This window comes from Paenibacillus sp. JCM 10914, from assembly GCF_001315105.1.
Lineage (GTDB): Bacteria > Bacillota > Bacilli > Paenibacillales > Paenibacillaceae > Paenibacillus_AQ.
On the sequence record NZ_BAZR01000039.1, the window covers coordinates 1 to 18,102 of the forward strand.

An 18,102-nucleotide genomic window follows, 5' to 3' on the forward strand; every position below is an offset into this window, starting at 1 on the left:
AACTGTGTCGATGACATCGTCGTTGCTGGGCACGATGGAGGCCGAAACACTTCCGGATCTGCGGACGGTAATCGTCGGCGGGGACGTCTGTACGGCGGAACTGGTGGAGCAGTGGGGAGAGGGACGAGGATTCTTCAATTGTTACGGACCGACGGAAGCGACGGTGTGCACGACGATGAAGCAGTGTGAATCAGACGGGAAAATGCCTAGTATCGGTCGCCCGATCGCTAATACGCAGGTGTACGTGCTAGATGGTGAGATGCAGCTGGTGACCCCGGGTGTATCAGGCGAATTATACATCGGCGGCGCCGGTTTGGCGCGTGGGTATTGGAATCGTTCGGAGTTGACGGCGGAGAAGTTCATCGTTCATCCGCAGTGGAACGAGCGCCTTTACCGGACGGGAGACTTGGTGCGCTGGCAGCAAGATGGGAACTTGGAATACTTGGGACGAATCGATGAGCAAGTGAAAGTCCGGGGCTACCGGATCGAGCTTGGGGAGATCGAGGCGGCGCTGCTTCGTCATCTGCCCGTACGGGAGTCGGCCGTGATCGTCCGTGACGATATGGCGTCGGACAAGACCATCGTGGCGTACGTTGTCACAAGTGGGGTCGTGGAGCAAGGTGAGCTGCGTGAACACCTGAAGGCGACACTTCCGGATTATATGGTGCCGTCGTACTTTATGACGTTGGGCTCGCTACCGCTGACGCCAAATGGGAAGCTGGACCGCAAGGCGTTGCCGGCACCAGAGGTAGTTGGCAGGGGAGAATACGTAGCTCCCCGGACGGAAGCGGAGCAAAAACTGGCGGAAATCTGGCGCCAAGTGCTGCGGGCAGAACAGGTCGGCATCTATGACAACTTCTTCGAGCTGGGTGGCGACTCGATCTTGAGCATACAGATCGTCTCGCGGGCGAATCAGGCGGGGCTGAAGCTGACACCGCGCCAAATGTTCGCGTTTCAGACGATCGCGGAGCTGGCCGAAGCGGCGGGCACGCAAGTGGTAGTAGAAGCCGAGCAGGGACAAGTGATGGGGGAAGTACCGTTGACGCCGATCCAGCAGTGGTTCTTCGAGCAACCGCTGGAGAACCGTAACCATTGGAACCAGTCACTGCTGTTGTCGGTGCGAGAACCGCTGAAGGAAGAAGCGCTGAAGGCAGCGCTGCATCACTTAGTAAATCATCATGACGCGTTACGTTTGCGTTTCCGGCAGGAAAAGGATGGTGTGTGGAAGCAGGATCATACTGAAATCAGAGATATACCTCTGTGGTGGGAGGACTTCTCATCCTTGCCGAGAGAGCATCAGCGGGCTGCGGTCGAAAGACAAGCGGAAAAGGCCCAGAGTAGCCTTAACGTGAACCATGGTTTGCTCTTGCGTGTGGTGTACTTTGATTTAGGGCGAGGCGAAGCAAGGTTGCTCCTTGTGATCCATCATCTAGCGGTAGATGGGGTATCTTGGCAAATTCTGCTGGAGGATCTCCAGACGGCATATGTGCAATGTTTGAACGAAATGGAGGTAAGGCTGCCCGTCAAGACCACATCATATAAGCAATGGGCCGAGCGTTTGGAACAATTTGCAGGGTCCGAAAAATCGTTGGAAGCCGAAATCAAATACTGGACTTCGTCTGATTATCAGGGTTCCTTCCCTGCTTTGCCACTAGATTATCAGGGGGGAGTAAACACCGAGGCCTCGACGGAACGGTTCACGGTTTCTATGAGTATGGAGGAATCCCATTCGTTATTGAACGAGGTGCCGCTTGTTTATCATACGCAGCCTTCCATTATATTAATGACAGCATTACTGTTAGCTTTTAATCGTTGGACGGGAGATAAGAGATTGGCATTCAGTTTGGAGGGACACGGGCGGGAGGACATCATTGAAGGTGTGGATATGTCTAGAACGGTGGGTTGGTTTACGAGCATGTACCCACTAATTCTAGTTAAGGAAGAAAACCAATCGTTGGATGGGATTATCAAACAAGTCAAAGAACAGGTGAATCGAGTACCTCGAAAAGGGATTGGTTACGGAATATTGCGATATCTAAACGGTATTGGAGATCAGTTACCATCGGGGCCCGACTCCAGACCGTCCGTCGGATTTAACTACATGGGCCATGTCGACCGAATGGTGGATGAAAACTCAATGTTTGCCGGAGCATCGGAATTTGGTGGGAATAATTTTGGTGAATCCAATCAAAGGTACCATTTGATTGATGTAAATCTCGTGGTTTTAGCAAAACAACTACACATCAATTGGAGCTATAGTAAAAACTGCCACAGAAGAGAAACAATTGAAGGGGTATCCCGGTATTACGCCGAGAGTCTACGTGATTTGATTGCCCAAATCCATTCGCCGGATGCAGGGGGATATACTCCTTCAGACTTCGAGGATTTCGGTTGGGATCAAGACGATTTGGATGAGTTCTTGGAAGCGTTCAGAACAACTGATGATTGATGGATTCAAGCGAACATAGGATTGGACTGATTCAATCCTATGTTCCTTGAATGATTTGAAGGATATCCGAAAAAACGAATCGTCTTATTAATAAGTATTGACGACCTGGAGGGAATCTCAAGTGGACCAGAGAACAATTGAAACTTTTTATCCTGTGTCTCCTTTGCAGCAAGGATTGATTTATCACAGCTTGTTGGAACCGGAATCGGGGGCTTATGTGCAGCAATTCGGTTGTACCATTGAAGGAACGCTTAACCCCGCTCTTTTTGAAGAGGCGTGGAATAGGATCATCGCAAGACATTCCGTGTTGAGGACAGCCTTCGTTGTAGACGGTGTAAAAGAATTTATTCAAGTCGTCAACAAGAAAGTTGTCATGCTGTTGGACTTCACGGATTTATCTACATACTCGGAATCCGAACAGGTCAAGTTGGTTAACAATTATTTAGAAAACGACCGTGTTCAAGGGTTTCAATTAACCAAAGCCCCTCTGATGCGCATGAAGCTGTTTCTTCTATCTCCAAACCTGTACAAGGTGATTTGGACCTGCCATCATGTTCTGCTTGACGGCTGGAGTATGCCAATCGTGTTCAGGGAATTTTCCCTATTCTATGAATCACTCTCCACAGGGAAGGAGCTCTTCCTTGCTAAAGCCCTTCCCTATAAAGACTACATCGTATGGATGAAGAAACAGGATTATAATGCTGCTGCTGTCTATTGGAAGGGAGTTCTAGGTTCATTTCAAGCTCCTACACCACTCGTTATTGATGTTACGGCAAAGTCTCAGGAAAGACGACTTCAGTATGATGAGGAGATACTCGTCTTAACAGAAACTTTATCGGAATCAGTTCAACAGTTTTCTAGGCAGAACCAAGTTACCGTTAATACGATGATACAAGGTGCATGGGCCTTCCTGTTGGGCGGATATAGTGGTGAAAAAGACGTGTTGTTCGGTGTTACCGTTTCAGGACGACCGACCGATTTGGACGGAGCCGAAGAGATGGTCGGAATGTTTATCAACACATTACCATTACGCGTCACGATGGAACCGCAATGTAAGGTCGTTGATTGGCTTCATGAAATTCAAAAGGCCAATTTGAGCATGCGGCAGTATGAATACTGTCCATTGGTTGATATTCAGGGATACAGCGGCGTTCCGCGTGGAATTTCGTTGTTCGAGAGTATTTTCGTATATGAAAATTTCCCATTAAACCACACATCAAATGAAAATCATCAGGAAGTTGAGGAAGGGTCATTAAGGATTGGAAGTGTATTTACGAAAGAGCAAACAAATTATCCTTTAACATTGGTTGCAGCTTCTGGTAGCCGCATGACATTGAGCCTGATGTATGATGCGAGTCGATTTGGAAAATGGATTATAGTAAATATGCTGAAACAACTCGAGATGTTGTTGGAAACCATGGTGAAAGCAAGGGAGTGCAAGTTATTCGATCTTCCTCTATGTACGGAGTCGGATGCTGAATTAGTATTGAAAATGTGGAATAATACCGGAGTATTATATCCGCCGGAAGATACTTTTGTATCGGTGTTTCAAAAACAAGCAGAAAGTCATCATGATGCGCTGGCCGTAGTCGACAGTAAAAGGTCGTTAACTTACCGCGAGTTAGATGTCAAAGCCAATCAACTGTCCAATCAATTGAACGAGAGCGGAGTGACATCGGGAGATATCATAGGAGTAATGATGAATCGTTCTTGTGAGGCCATAATTAGCATAATGGCCATTATGAAAGCTGGAGCGGCATACCTGCCGATTGATCCCCAATATCCTCCGAACCGAGTTAGCTATATGATCGAAAATAGTCGTGCTAAGTATGTCATTATTTCACCAGAAATCGAATACTCCGCACTACAACAGGCTTCCATATTGATATACAACGAGGAATCCCTACAGGAGTACGACATAACAAACAGTAGACTTAAATCAAGTCCCGAAGATGTGGCTTACCTGATATATACCTCAGGGACTACTGGTGAGCCAAAGGGTGTAATGGTAGAGCATCGGAACTTATTAAATATTGGTTTTGCATGGAAGCAGGAATACAAACTTGAAGAAATGCCTGTTAAAGTATTGCAATTAGCGAGCTTGTCTTTTGATGTATTTACGGGTGACCTTATCAGAGCATTAATGAACGGAGGACAATTAGTCATTTGTCCAGATGATGTGAGAATCGACATACCGGCGTTGTATGAGTGGATAAGTAATCATCAAATCACGCATATGGAATACACTCCATCGGTGTTGCTCCCACTTATGGAATATGTGTACACTCACGATTTGAATATAGCGCATTTGAAACTGCTAATTTTGGGCTCAGACAACTTGCAAATGAGTGATTATCGATTACTCTGGGAAAGGTTTTCAGAGAAAATGAGAATTATCAACAGTTACGGAGTTACCGAAGCTTGCATCGACTCCAGTTATTACGAACCGACGGAAGCTTGGGAAATGCCCGAGTCTGGAAAGACACCGATTGGTAAGCCTCTACCTAACGTAAAAATGTATATTCTGGACTCTGCACGTAAACTTCTTCCGCCGGGAATGAAGGGAGAACTGTTTATCGGCGGTTCCGGTGTCAGTCGAGGATATATCTATGACGAAGCTTTGACTAGTGCCAAGTTTGTCGACAATCCATTTGTTACTGGAGAAAAAATGTATCGAACTGGGGATTTGGCAAAATGGCTACCAGACGGTCAAATTGAGTTTCACGGACGTTCAGACTATCAGATCAAATTGCGTGGATTCCGTATCGAGTTGGGGGAAATTGAAGCGCAGTTTTTAGCTCACAAGGGGATCCGGCAAGTACTTGTAGATGCAAGACCGGATAATGATGGGAAAGCCGTGCTTGTTGCTTATGTTGTCCTTGAATCGGAGGTTAAACTTGGGGCACAGGAGATCAAACGTGTCCTCAAAAATAAATTACCTGACTACATGATACCGCAGTACATCATGTTTCTCGATAATTTCCCACTAACTCCAAACGGTAAAGTGGATCGTAAAGGGTTGGCTCCGCCTAATATCGCGCAAGAGCAGGACCTTGAGTTTTACATCGCGCCTAGAACACCGGAAGAAGAAATTGCTGCAAACATATGGGCTCAAGTTTTAGGATTGGACAAAGTCGGAGTTAGGGATCACTTTTTTGAGCTTGGGGGACATTCTCTGCTCGTATCACAAGCTGTCTCCCGTATGAATGACACTTTTAAGAAACAAATTCCATTACGTGCACTTTTCGAGAACCCTTTGTTGGAGGAATGGGTAAGTCAATACACTTCCGATGATGATGATGTTGTCATAGAAATCATACCTAAGATGAGGCCGGATCGAATTCCTTTGTCGATCGCTCAGCGGAGGCTGTGGTTCTTAGAAAAATACTCGCCGGGTAGCGGTGTGTATAATGTACCCGATGTTTATAGTCTCGAAGGCAATTGGCAAATCGATCGCTTGGAAAATAGTTTGCGTGAAATCGTGAAGAGGCATGAGATATTGCGAACAAGTTTCGATGAAGATCAATATGAACCAGCGCAACTGATTAGGAGCCTTGAGCCGGTACTCATTACCCATGACTTGAGGGAACTCCCTCAGGAAGATAAGCATAATCAATTGCTGCTCCTGATGCTGCAAGAAATCGAAAAACCGATAGAATTAATGGAGGCACCTCTTTTCCGCATGCACCTTTATCAAACGGAAGAGAATAATTATGTGCTCCTTCTATTATTTCACCACATTATCTACGATGGTTGGTCATCCGGGGTTTTGCTTCGGGAATTGCTGCATTTATATCAGTCGTACGATCAAACTGAAGTCATTGCGCTTCCATCACTCGCTTTACAATATGCCGACTACGCGATTTGGCAGCAAGAGTGGCTGTCAGAAGAGCGCATTCAAGAACAATTGGCTTATTGGAAGCAGCATTTAGAGGGGGCTGCTCCCTTGTTGCAACTACCTACGGATCGCCCCCGTCCTTCAGTGCAAACTTACAACGGATCTTTTCTGACGTTCTCATTGCCCTCTGGAATTCAGGAAGAGTTGGCTCGTTTAAGTCGGCAGGAAGGAACTACATTGTTTATGACTTTGTTAGCGGCATATTATTTATTGTTATACCGCTATACCCAGCAAGAGGACATAGTAGTTGGGACCCCTATTTCAGGAAGAAATCATCAAAAATTTGAGCAAATGATCGGATTTTTCGTAAACACGATCGTCTTTCGCGTTGATTTATCCAAGAATCCAACATATAAACAACTTTTGAAGCAAGTCAAGGAAGTCGCACTTGGGGCTTATTCCAATCAGGATGTTCCTTTCGAGAGAGTTGTGGAAGAGCTCCAACCTGAACGAAGTGTAAGTTACTCTCCTGTTTTTCAGACTATGTTCATCCTACAGAACAACGTTAAGGAAACGATTGAACTGGATGGTTCGCGTTTGTATCCTTATCCCCTCAGCAATATAGAAGGACGGTTTGCCAAATTTGATTTAACTTTGACGGTTGTCGAAGGGGAAAACGGCCTGGGAGCCACCTTCGAGTATAATACTGATTTATTTGATAAGCTTTCGATTCAACGAATGGCAGAACACTTTAAGTTCATCCTGTCATCCATTAGTCATAATCCTAAATGTACAGCGACAGATCTTCCGCTTATAAAAGAAGAAATCGAATGGATGGAGCGGTGGAATGAAACTGCAGTTGAATATCCCAGAAACAAAGCTATCCATGATCTTTTTGAAATGCAGGTTGTGCGAATGGGTGAGAAGACTGCGATCGTTCATGGAGCACAAACGGTTACGTATGCCGAATTGAATCGCAAAGCCAATCGAATCGCGAATTATTTGTGTAAGAATGGTATCAAGCAGCAAGAACTGGTCGGAATCTACATGGAAAAATCGATAGATACCATTGCAGCTATATTAGGAGTGTGGAAAGCGGGAGCGGCGTATGTGCCTTTGGATCCCGAGTACCCAATGGAGAGGCTTACATATATCCTCCAAGATACGGATGTGCGAGTTGTTCTCACCATGAAGCACTTGGCCTGGCAGATGCCATTGGAAGGAAAAGCGTTTTGTTTGGATCAAGTCGTGGAACTGATCCTTGATGAAGATGAGCGGAATCCGTCAGTTGCAGTCGCTGCAGATCATTTGGCCTATGTCATGTATACTTCCGGATCCACAGGATCTCCCAAGGGGGTTATGGTGGAACATACGGGCGTGGTTAATCTAGCAATCGCTCAATCACGTCAATTTGGAGTAGACACGAGCAGTAAGGTTCTGCAATTTGCCTCCCTCAATTTCGATGCTTCCGTATCTGAAATCGTAATGACGTTACTTTCGGGTGCTCAACTATGTTTGCCGCCCCGTGAGCGTTCGCTTTCCGGAAGTTTGCTTATTAACTATATGAACGAGCAGGAAATCACCACAGTCACATTGCCTTCCGTTCTTCTCAATACGATGGATGGTGAGTCACTGCCATATTTGAAATCATTAATTGTGGCAGGTGATGTTTGTACTGCCTCGATCGTTAACCGCTGGACTGAGGGGAGGGTTATCCACAATGCTTATGGACCAACGGAGGCAACTGTTTGTGCAACGATCCATCTTTGTGAAAGCAATGGAATAAATCCTCCCATTGGAAAACCTATGGCCAATACTCAAATCTATATTTTAGATCGAACTCTCAAGCGGGTTCCTGTTGGAGCTATTGGTGAAATTTTTATCGGGGGTGTGGGGGTTTGCAAGGGGTTATTTAAATCAGGATGAATTAACTAGTGAACGTTTCATTGCCAATCCTTACGGAAAAAAACCGAGTGGACGACTCTATAGAACTGGCGACTTAGGGCGATTTCTTAAGGATGGAACCATCCAGTTTGTCGGTCGAAGCGATTATCAGGTCAAAATCAGAGGATACCGTATCGAGCTCGGAGAAATTGAAGCTGTTCTGCAGAATGAACCAAGTGTCAAAGATGCAGCAGTCATCGTAAGAGATGACATTACGGGCGAGAAGCAAATCGTCGGATATTACGTTTCTGTGCCTGATGGAACCATGTCACAAGAGCAAATGAAAACGATTTTGAAACGACAACTTCCTAATCATATGATCCCTTCTCATCTTATTAACTTGGATGTAATGCCCCTAACTTCCAATGGGAAATTAGATCGTAAAGCATTGGCGGAAATCCCTGTGAGGCGGATGGAGACAGAGCGTGGGTATGAACAACCACGAACAACAAATGAAATTCTGTTGAAACAAATATGGGAGCAAGTATTGGGAGTTGAAGATATAGGCACCCACGACAATTTTTTTGAACTTGGCGGGGACTCGATATTGAGCATCCAGATTGTTTCCAGAGCGAACCAAGCTGGTGTGCTTATTACCCCCAAACAATTGTTTGAAAATCAAACGATTGCTGAGTTGTCGTCAGTTGCTGGTCAAAAAGAAACCATTGCAGAACAGGGCTTGGTTGCAGGAGTAATGCCGCTGATCCCTATTCAGAAATGGTTTTTCGAACAAAAGCTTAACAGACCCCATCACTGGAACCAATCCGTTTTATTGAATTTTATAGATCGTCCCGATCCGTCACAGGTCCACGCGGCTGTATGTGAGCTGCTCCGTCACCATGACAACTTAAGGGTTATTTTCAACTTAATCGGAGAAGAACGTCAAGCTGTAATTCGAAATGAGGTGGCTGATCAATCGTTTGAATATGAGGATTGGAGCGGGATTTCTGATTCTTTGATTGATGAGCGACTGAAGGAGGCAACCAATCAGGCCCAACAAAGGCTTGATTATGAGAATGGTCCTGTTATGAAACTCTACTATTTTGACTTGGGAGAACGGCGCGACTCTAAACTTTATTGGGTTATTCACCATTTGGCGGTCGATGGTGTTTCTTGGCGGATCCTGATGGAAGATTTCCAAACTCTGCTTTCCCAATCCCAGAAAGGTCAAACCCTTCAACTTCCAAAGAAGACCACCTCTTACTTAGAGTGGGCCAAACAGGTATCGGATTATGCCGGACGGATGACGCTTTCCGAGGAGCAGGCTTATTGGCTTCGGGAAGATTGGAAAGAGGTCCCCAACCTGCCTGTGGACTTCCCAGGGGGAGATAATACGGAGAGATCCGTATGTCACGTTACCTTATCTTTATCCTCCGACGAAACCCGGCAGTTGATCAAGAAGACACCAGCGGTATATCGGACACACACGAACGATTTGTTGTTAGCTGCGCTGGCCAGGACTATTCGCGAGTGGACAGGATTTAATCGAGTAGCCGTACAAATGGAAGGCCACGGCCGTGAATTCATACATGATCAGTTGGATGTGTCTCGAACTGTCGGTTGGTTTACAACCTTGTACCCTGTCTTATTGAATAGTGATCCAAGTTTAACAGATGGTGAACTTATCAAATCTATAAAAGAAGATTTGCGGTCAATTCCCTTAAATGGTTTCGGGTATGGACTTTTGAGATATATGCGGACCGAAGGTGAAAGTCTACGACAACTTCCATCCCCTGGCATTATTTTTAACCATTTGGGACAGATTGATGGCGCCATCGAACAAAATCCTATGTATCAGACTGCTAAGGAACAAACTGCTTCTAACACTAATGCAGATGAAGTTAGACCGTATCCACTTGAAATTAGTATGCTGGTGGCAGGTGGACAACTCCATGTGACATGGTCATACAGTGGTGGTATTTACAAACGTTCAACGATAGATCGATTAGCATTGGAGTATATGGATCATCTTCACGGACTTATCGCTCACTGTCTTTCCGAAGAAGCGGGGGGGTATACTCCATCCGATTTCCCTCTGGCAACTGTAAACCAGTTTCAGTTAGATCGTATCCATGCTCAAGATCGCTACGTCGACGAATTGTATCCTCTGACTCCCATGCAGCAAGGAATGGTCTACCATTCCTTGTACGATAAATATAAAGGAGATTACGTGGTTCAATTCGATTGGGCTTTCAAAGGCGGATTAAACATCCAGGCTTTTGAAGAAGCTTGGAGAATGGTGGTTGAGAGATTTGACACCTTTAGGTCATATGTTCTCGCTGATGGTTTGGTTCAAATCCATCAGGCAATTCGTAAGCAGGTTGAAGTTCATATCCGTTTAAAAGACTTGAGAGGGAAAACTTCAGAGGAACGGGAGGCCGCAATCGAATCTTACAGGAGAGATGACCGTGCAGAAGGATTCGATCTATCCGAGCCTCCATTAATGCGCTGGGCGCTGTTTCAAACCAACGAGGAAGACTTCCATTTTGTGTGGAGCCATCATCATATTTTATTGGATGGATGGAGTTTGCCGATTGTCATGAAGGATTTGTTTACATTTTATGAATCGGCAATTCGGAATCAAGAAATCGCAATAGCGACAAGCCCTCCCTTTTCGAATTATATTCGTTGGTTGAAGAATCAGGATCGGAGGGCGGCTGAAATTTTTTGGCGCGCTGAACTTGAGGGTTTCCGATATCCTACCCCGATCCGGATAAAAAGTGGCATTCCTTCAAGCGAACGTGGACATCTGTATGAGGAGCGCAGATTATTCATCACGAAAGATATGACCGAGCGTCTGAATGAATTTGTGCGCAACAACCAACTGACGATGAATACGTTGCTGCAAGGTGCATGGGCATTGTTGCTCAGCCGGTATTCCGACGAGGACGATGTGTTGTTCGGTGCTACGGTATCCGGTCGGCCAGCTGATCTCGCGGATGTCGAACAAATGGTAGGTCCTTTTATCAATACTTTGCCAGTTAGGGTCTGCTTAACTAACCAATTCACTGTTTTGGACTGGTTAAAGCAACTTCAAACGAAACAAAACAATCTACGGCAATTTGAGTACTGTTCTATTCTCGATATTCAAGGGTGGAGCGAAGTCCCGAGGGGTGTCCCTTTGTTCGAAAGCTTGTTCGTGTTCGAGAACTATCCGGTTGATCCGACGGCAATTGAAAAGATGGAGAATAACAAAGAGATGATCATTGAATCTTTTCAGGGAAAGGAACAAACCGGATATCCACTGTCATTCGTCGCCGCACCGGGTTCCCAATTATCGTTAGGGCTTATGTACGACGCTGGCATTTACGATTCGAAAATGGCTGAAGGCATATTGCAGCATTATGTGAAAGGGTTGGAAGAGGTGTTAGACAGACCTCAGGGTTTGTTATCAGAAATAGATATCTTACCAGAGGCTGAAAGAGAAAAGCTTGATCAATGGAATGGAACTGAAATACCAATTCCAGATCTATCGATATACGAAATGTTCGAAAGACAAGCCGAATTCTATCCGAACTCTATCGCTCTAGTTCATGGTGAAGAGGAAATGTCTTACGGAGAATTAAAGCGTAGATCCACAATTCTAGCAGGCATGCTGTTGGCGGAAGGCGCGCGCATGGAAGATTTGATTGGCATAAGTATGAATCGTTCGATTGACGCTATCGTCTCTATACTAGGGGTACTGAAAGCAGGATGTGCTTATGTGCCAATAGATCCAACATACCCTAAGCATCGAATTGGATATATCCTTCAAGACACAAAGTTAGGGATTATTCTGACACAGAAGCACTTAAGCGAAAGTTTCACTGACCAAGGGTTATGCGTGATTTGTACCGACGAGATTGAATATGAACTGGACGATAGTTGCTATGCAATATCATGGAAAAAAGCTAACCCAGATCAATTGGCGTACGTCATTTACACATCAGGTTCTACTGGACTTCCCAAGGGAGTTAAGATCGAGCATCGTGGTGTAGTGAACATGGCTTTAGCCCAAATCGAGCGATTTGGAGTTACAGCGGAAAGCCGCGTGTTGCAGTTCGCATCCATGAACTTTGATGCATCCGTATCGGAAATGGTTATGGCATTGTTCTCGGGTGCCAGGTTGTATTTAGCCGATCAGGAAACACTGTCTTCACCGAAGATGCTCCTTGATTTGTTACGGCAACAAGCTATTACGACGATAACGTTACCTTCGGCATATCTCTTTCACCTAGAACCTTCAGATCTACCGTCTTTGCAAACGTTAATCGTTGCGGGAGATGTATGTCAGGCGGAGTTAGTAACTCTTTGGGGTCAAGACAGGGCATTCTTTAATGCTTATGGCCCGACGGAAGCAAGCGTATGTGCAACGATTTACCGTTGCTCGGATGCCCGAGATCCGTTACCGATCGGGATACCTATTTGGAACACCAAGTTATTTGTTCTGGATAAGTGGGGACGACGGACTCCGATTGGAGTACCCGGAGAATTGTTCATATCTGGCCCGGGTTTGGCAAGAGGTTATCTAAATCTCGAGGAAGCTACAGACGATAAGTTTTTACCCTCTCCGTTCAAGGATGGTGGAAGACTTTACCGGACCGGGGATCAGGTGTGTTATCTAGATGACGGCAACATGGTGTTTCTTGGGAGAATGGACAGTCAAGTTAAAATCAGAGGCTTCCGCGTGGAACTTAACGAAGTGGAAGACATGATTAGGTTGATACCGGGCATAGAAGAGGCCACCGTTATAGTAACGGACTATGGCAACGCTGATAAACGTATTATCGCTTTTTATACTTCTCAAGCGAAAGTAAATTTAAGTCCTGACGAACTAAGGATCCAACTGCAAAACCGACTTCCTCATTATATGATCCCTTCGTTGTATCTGAGGCTTGATCAAATGCCTTTAAACGAAAGTGGTAAGATAGACAAGAAAAGTCTGGCCCAAACGGAGATGGAAGAATGGAATGACACTGTACCTTATCAGGAACCCCAAACGCCGTTGGAGAAAGATATGGCCGAAATTTGGTCGGAGATTTTAAAGGTGGGGCCTATCGGATTAAGGAGCCAATTTTTTGATCTGGGGGGGCATTCATTGCATGCCTTGTCTGTTATTTCCCAGGTAAGGGAAAAATATTCTTTGGACGTACCGATTAAGTCTTTGTTTGATTACCCTGTTTTGGAAGAATGGGCCAATTATCTGGAAAGTGTTCTGGAGAATGGGTTATCGCAAAGATTGCCGTCCATTATGAAAGCCGAGGGACATGAGGAAGCACCGTTGTCATTTTCTCAGCAACGGATGTGGTTTATCGATCAGCTACTACCGGCAAGTTCTCTCTACAACGCACCTCTGGGTCTCGTTTTGGAAGGTGAATTGGATATCGGAGCACTACAAAGATCAATCGACGGGTTGATTAAGAGACATGAATCGCTCAGAACCGTCTTTGTAAACAAAAGCGGACATCCCCTACAAAGGGTCACGGAGCCGTTTTCGCTACCTATTCGAAGCGTCAATCTAAACATAGCGGGGAATGGGGAAACAGACCAAGAATGGGAACGGACTTGTGTAGAACTATGTTCTACACCGTTCAACCTAAGTGAAGGACCGCTTATTCGCGCGGGTCTTTGCCGGATTACCGAAGATCGGCATGTTCTGCTATTGATTATGCACCATATTGTATCTGACGGATGGTCTGTAGGTGTATTGATAAGAGATCTGTTGGTCATGTATAGGGCTAATAGCAGCAGGGGAAATCTGGAACTTCCAGAACTTCCGATTCAATATGCGGATTATGCGATTTGGCAACGGAAGTGGTTGGAGAAGGACTTGTTGAAGAATCAGTTGAAGTATTGGCTGGAGCAGTTGCATGACGCTGCACCAATGCTTCAGTTGCCTACCGACCGGCCTAGACCGGTTGTTCAATCCAATCGAGGAGATATCGTGACGTCCCTTGTTCCCGAACGGGTAACACAGAAGTTGAAAGAGCTTTGTCATACCGAGGGTACAACCTTATATATGACCTTACTCACGGTATTTAATGTTTTGTTGTACCGATATACAGGTCAAGAAGACATTCTAATCGGCAGTCCGGTAGCGGGGAGAAAGGATAGTAAGCTGGAAAATCTAATCGGGCTGTTTGTGAACACGTTGGTATTGAGAACGAATGTGTCAGGGGACAGTACTTTCAGGGAATTGTTATCTCGTGTCAAGAAAGTGACGTTGGATGCGTTCACCCATCAGGATTTACCTTTTGAGAAAATAGTAGATGACTTGCAATTAGAACGAAGTCTACAGTACTCCCCGCTGTTTCAAGTTATGTTTGTTCTCCAAAATACCGAATTAAGCATGAATGAAGAAGTACCGGGATTGCAGGTTTATCCAATGGATGTGGATTTGCCGGATTCTAAGGGAGCGAAATATGACTTGACGCTCACAATGACGGAAAGTTCGCAAGGTATTCATGCTTCTTTGGAATTCAATATCGATTTATTTGACCGCTCAACTGCCGAGAGGATGTTGGAACATCTGTTGATGATTGCCCACTCTGCCGTAGAAGATCCAGAAAAGAGAATAGCGGATATGAATTTGTTATCGGATCACGAAAGAGAGCTTATAGAGCAATGGAACGAAACAAACTGGCGGGATTTCGAAGAAGCGGAGTGCGTGCATCGGTTGTTCGAACGTCAAGCATATATTCAGCCCGATTCAATCGCCTTGTTATTCGGGGAAGAACACTTGACCTACTCCCAATTAAACGATAAGGCGAATCGAATTGCTCAGCTTCTGAGCAGCCTAGGAGCAGGGCCAGAATCATTAGTTGGATTGTGTATGGACCGTTCACCGGACATGGTCGCTGGGTTGCTTGGAATTATGAAATCAGGTGCGGCATACGTCCCGTTAGATCCCAAGTATCCGACAGAGCGTTTGCGTTATATGATGGAGGATTCAAACATTTCCTTGATACTCACGGACAGGAATGCGGAGCTTAAGTTGAACCTTGATGGTTTGACAATTCTTCCGATGGATGATGTGAATTCGCACGATGCAAATCAATGCGGCAATTTATCCGTTCCGGTTACACCCTCCAATTTGGCCTATATCATATATACTTCCGGATCAACGGGAAAACCCAAAGGGGTAGCTATTGAACACAAGAGTGTGTTCGGACTTATCCAATGGGCCAAAGAGACTTACCAACAGGACATTTTCAAAGGCTCCTTATTCTCGACTTCCATTTGTTTTGATTTGTCTGTTTTTGAATTGTTCGTTCCACTGTGTGTAGGAGGTCGTGTCATTCTAGAGGAGAATATCCTCTCGCTCTTAGAGTCTCCGGTTGCAGGTGAAGTGACAATCATAAACACCGTACCTTCGGCTACCATAGAACTGTTGAGAGTGAACGCGATACCTCCCTCAGTAAATGTGGTGAATTTAGCAGGAGAAGCGTTGCCTGTCACATTGGTTGAACAGTTGTATGCTACAGGTACGGTTCAAAAGGTGTTTAATTTATACGGACCAACTGAAGATACGACATATTCTACGTATGAACTTGTGGAGAGGGGATGTGTACCGACGATCGGCAAGTCGCTTCCTAATTCGACGACCTATATTCTGGACTCGAATCTCCACCGTGTTCCAATCGGAGTTCCCGGTGAGTTGTACTTGGGAGGCGATGGGTTAGCCCGTTGTTATTGGAATAAGGAGGAACTAACGGCAGAAAGATTTATACGTAATCGTTTCTCTAATGGTAGGGATGACAGGCTGTATCGTACAGGGGATATAGCTAGATACTTACAGGACGGCTCCATCCAATATCTTGGACGGTTGGACAACCAAGTCAAAGTTCGAGGTTTTAGAGTGGAATTGGGAGAGGTCGAAGAAGTGTTGCGAGCCTATCCTTCTGTACGTAATGCGGCAGCTATCGTTAGGGAAGGCGAACAAGGTAATAAACAAATCGTAGCATACTTAGAAACGGAACCCGATTTGGATACAGATACCCTCTTGATCAGGTCTTACTCACAGGAAAAGTTGCCTAATTACATGATTCCGGCTGTTTTCATTGTTATGGATCGCCTCCCTTTGACTCCTAACGGCAAAATCAATCGAAAAATGCTACCGTTATCGATTGGGGTGACAGAGGGGAACACGGTCGCGTATGTGCCTCCGAGAAGTGAAAGAGAGAAGAGTTTGGCAGATGTATGGAGCCGAGTGCTTCGGATTCAGCTCATAGGAATGAACGATAATTTCTTTGGATTGGGTGGAGACTCCTTACTTGTTATTCAAGTCGTTGCTAAGGCTTTTGAGTCGGGTATCCAAATAACACCGAAGCAAATGTTTGAACACCAAACTATTTCAGAATTGGCAAAGGTCAGCGTCTTATTGTCGGAGTCGAACGAGACTGAGGTGATTCTCACCGGAGAAATGCCTTTAACGCCAATACAACATTGGTTCTTCGAACAGCAGCATGAGGATTTCCATCATTGGAACCAGTCCATAATGCTAGAAATCAAAACTTCAGTAAATCAGAAACTCCTCGAGAAATGCATCCAGCATTTATTGCTTCAGCATGATATCTTGCGGGTGAGATTTGAGCAAAGGGATGGTGAGTGGATCCAGTATTATGCAGAAGAACATCCTCAGGCGGTATTAGAAGTAATAGATGTATCGGCATTGGCATCCGAAGAACAACAACAGGCCATTGAGAAAAGATCAGACAAAGTGCAACGGAGTCTTGACATCACGGCGGGGCCTATCATGAGGTTCGTGTATTTTGATTTAGGTGAGAAGAATGGACGACTGCTGATCATTGCCCATCATTTGGTGGTTGATGTCGTTTCTTGGCGCTTGATTATTGAGGATATAATGAGGACGTATGCGAAACTGAGCAATCATGAAGAAATAAGGATCTTGCCGAAGTCGACATCTTATCAAGAATGGACCACCCTTCTCAGTAGATTGGCACGAGAAGATCAAACCTTGCGGGAGATGGAATTTTGGATGAATCAATTGAGGGGAGGTTTCAGTTTACCAAAGCAATTTGACAATGGATCTAATACCCAAGCAGATGTTGCTCATGTATCGGCTACGCTGTCAGAAGAAGATACGTCGAAACTGTTTAAACTACCTCAAATGATGGATACGCATATTAACGATTGGTTATTGACTGCGTTGATGCTTACGATTAGGGAATGGACGGGGAACGAGGAGATTACTGTTCATTTCGAAGGACATGGAAGAAATGAAGAATTAGGTCAACGAATTAATTTAACACGCACCGTTGGATGGTTTACAAGTATGTATCCCCTCAAATTGCGCTTGGGGGAGGCAGATAATTACCTGGAAGTTGTGTTACATGTTAGTGGATTATTAAAGAGTGTGCCGAACAGCGGTATTAACTACGGATTGCTGAGATATCTATCGGAAGAGCAAATCAGAGCCCGCTTCGAAATTGAGGCTCATCCTCAAATTTGTTTCAATTATTTTGGGCAAGTCGATCAACTTATAGAGGAAAACTCCTTATTCGGATTTGCAAGGGAGTCGGTAGGACAGACTGTGAGTGAAAAAGCTGTTCGAACTCATTTACTTGACATCAGTTGTCTCGTATCGAATGGTCGGCTTACGATGAATTGGCTGTTCAGCCGAAATCACTACGGTAAAGAGTTTGTCGAAGGGATTGCTTTACGGTATATGCATTATTTGCAATCAGTGCTTCAATATGGTCATTTAAAAACATTAGAAAAAGACCAAATAATACTGTGAGTCTCAGATTAGCTACAGCAAGATCATAAATACGAACATTCGTTTGATAAACTGAGTTCAAACGAATGTTCGGGAGTGACTCGCATGGCCCAGTAAGAATTTATAACACTGAAAAGATTCTAAGAAAACTGA

At 45.1% G+C, this 18,102-nt stretch carries 3 protein-coding genes; all 3 read left to right on the top strand.

What is annotated here, in order from left to right:
* Nucleotides 1–2,449 (top strand): condensation domain-containing protein (locus JCM10914_RS25395; protein ID WP_036720103.1); only part of this gene is annotated, 2,449 nt, incomplete at its 5' end.
* 121 nt (nucleotides 2,450–2,570) lie between these two features.
* The gene (locus JCM10914_RS25400; RefSeq protein WP_023966358.1) at nucleotides 2,571–8,213 is read left to right on the top strand and encodes a non-ribosomal peptide synthetase; all 5,643 of its coding nucleotides are present in this window, start codon (nucleotides 2,571–2,573) and stop codon (nucleotides 8,211–8,213) included.
* Nucleotides 8,146–17,970 (top strand): non-ribosomal peptide synthetase, encoded by a 9,825-nt coding sequence (locus JCM10914_RS25405; RefSeq protein ID WP_052019919.1) that lies wholly within the window; start codon nucleotides 8,146–8,148, stop codon nucleotides 17,968–17,970. The genes JCM10914_RS25400 and JCM10914_RS25405 overlap by 68 nt, the downstream gene beginning before the upstream one ends.
* The last annotated feature ends 132 nt before the right edge of the window (nucleotides 17,971–18,102 follow it).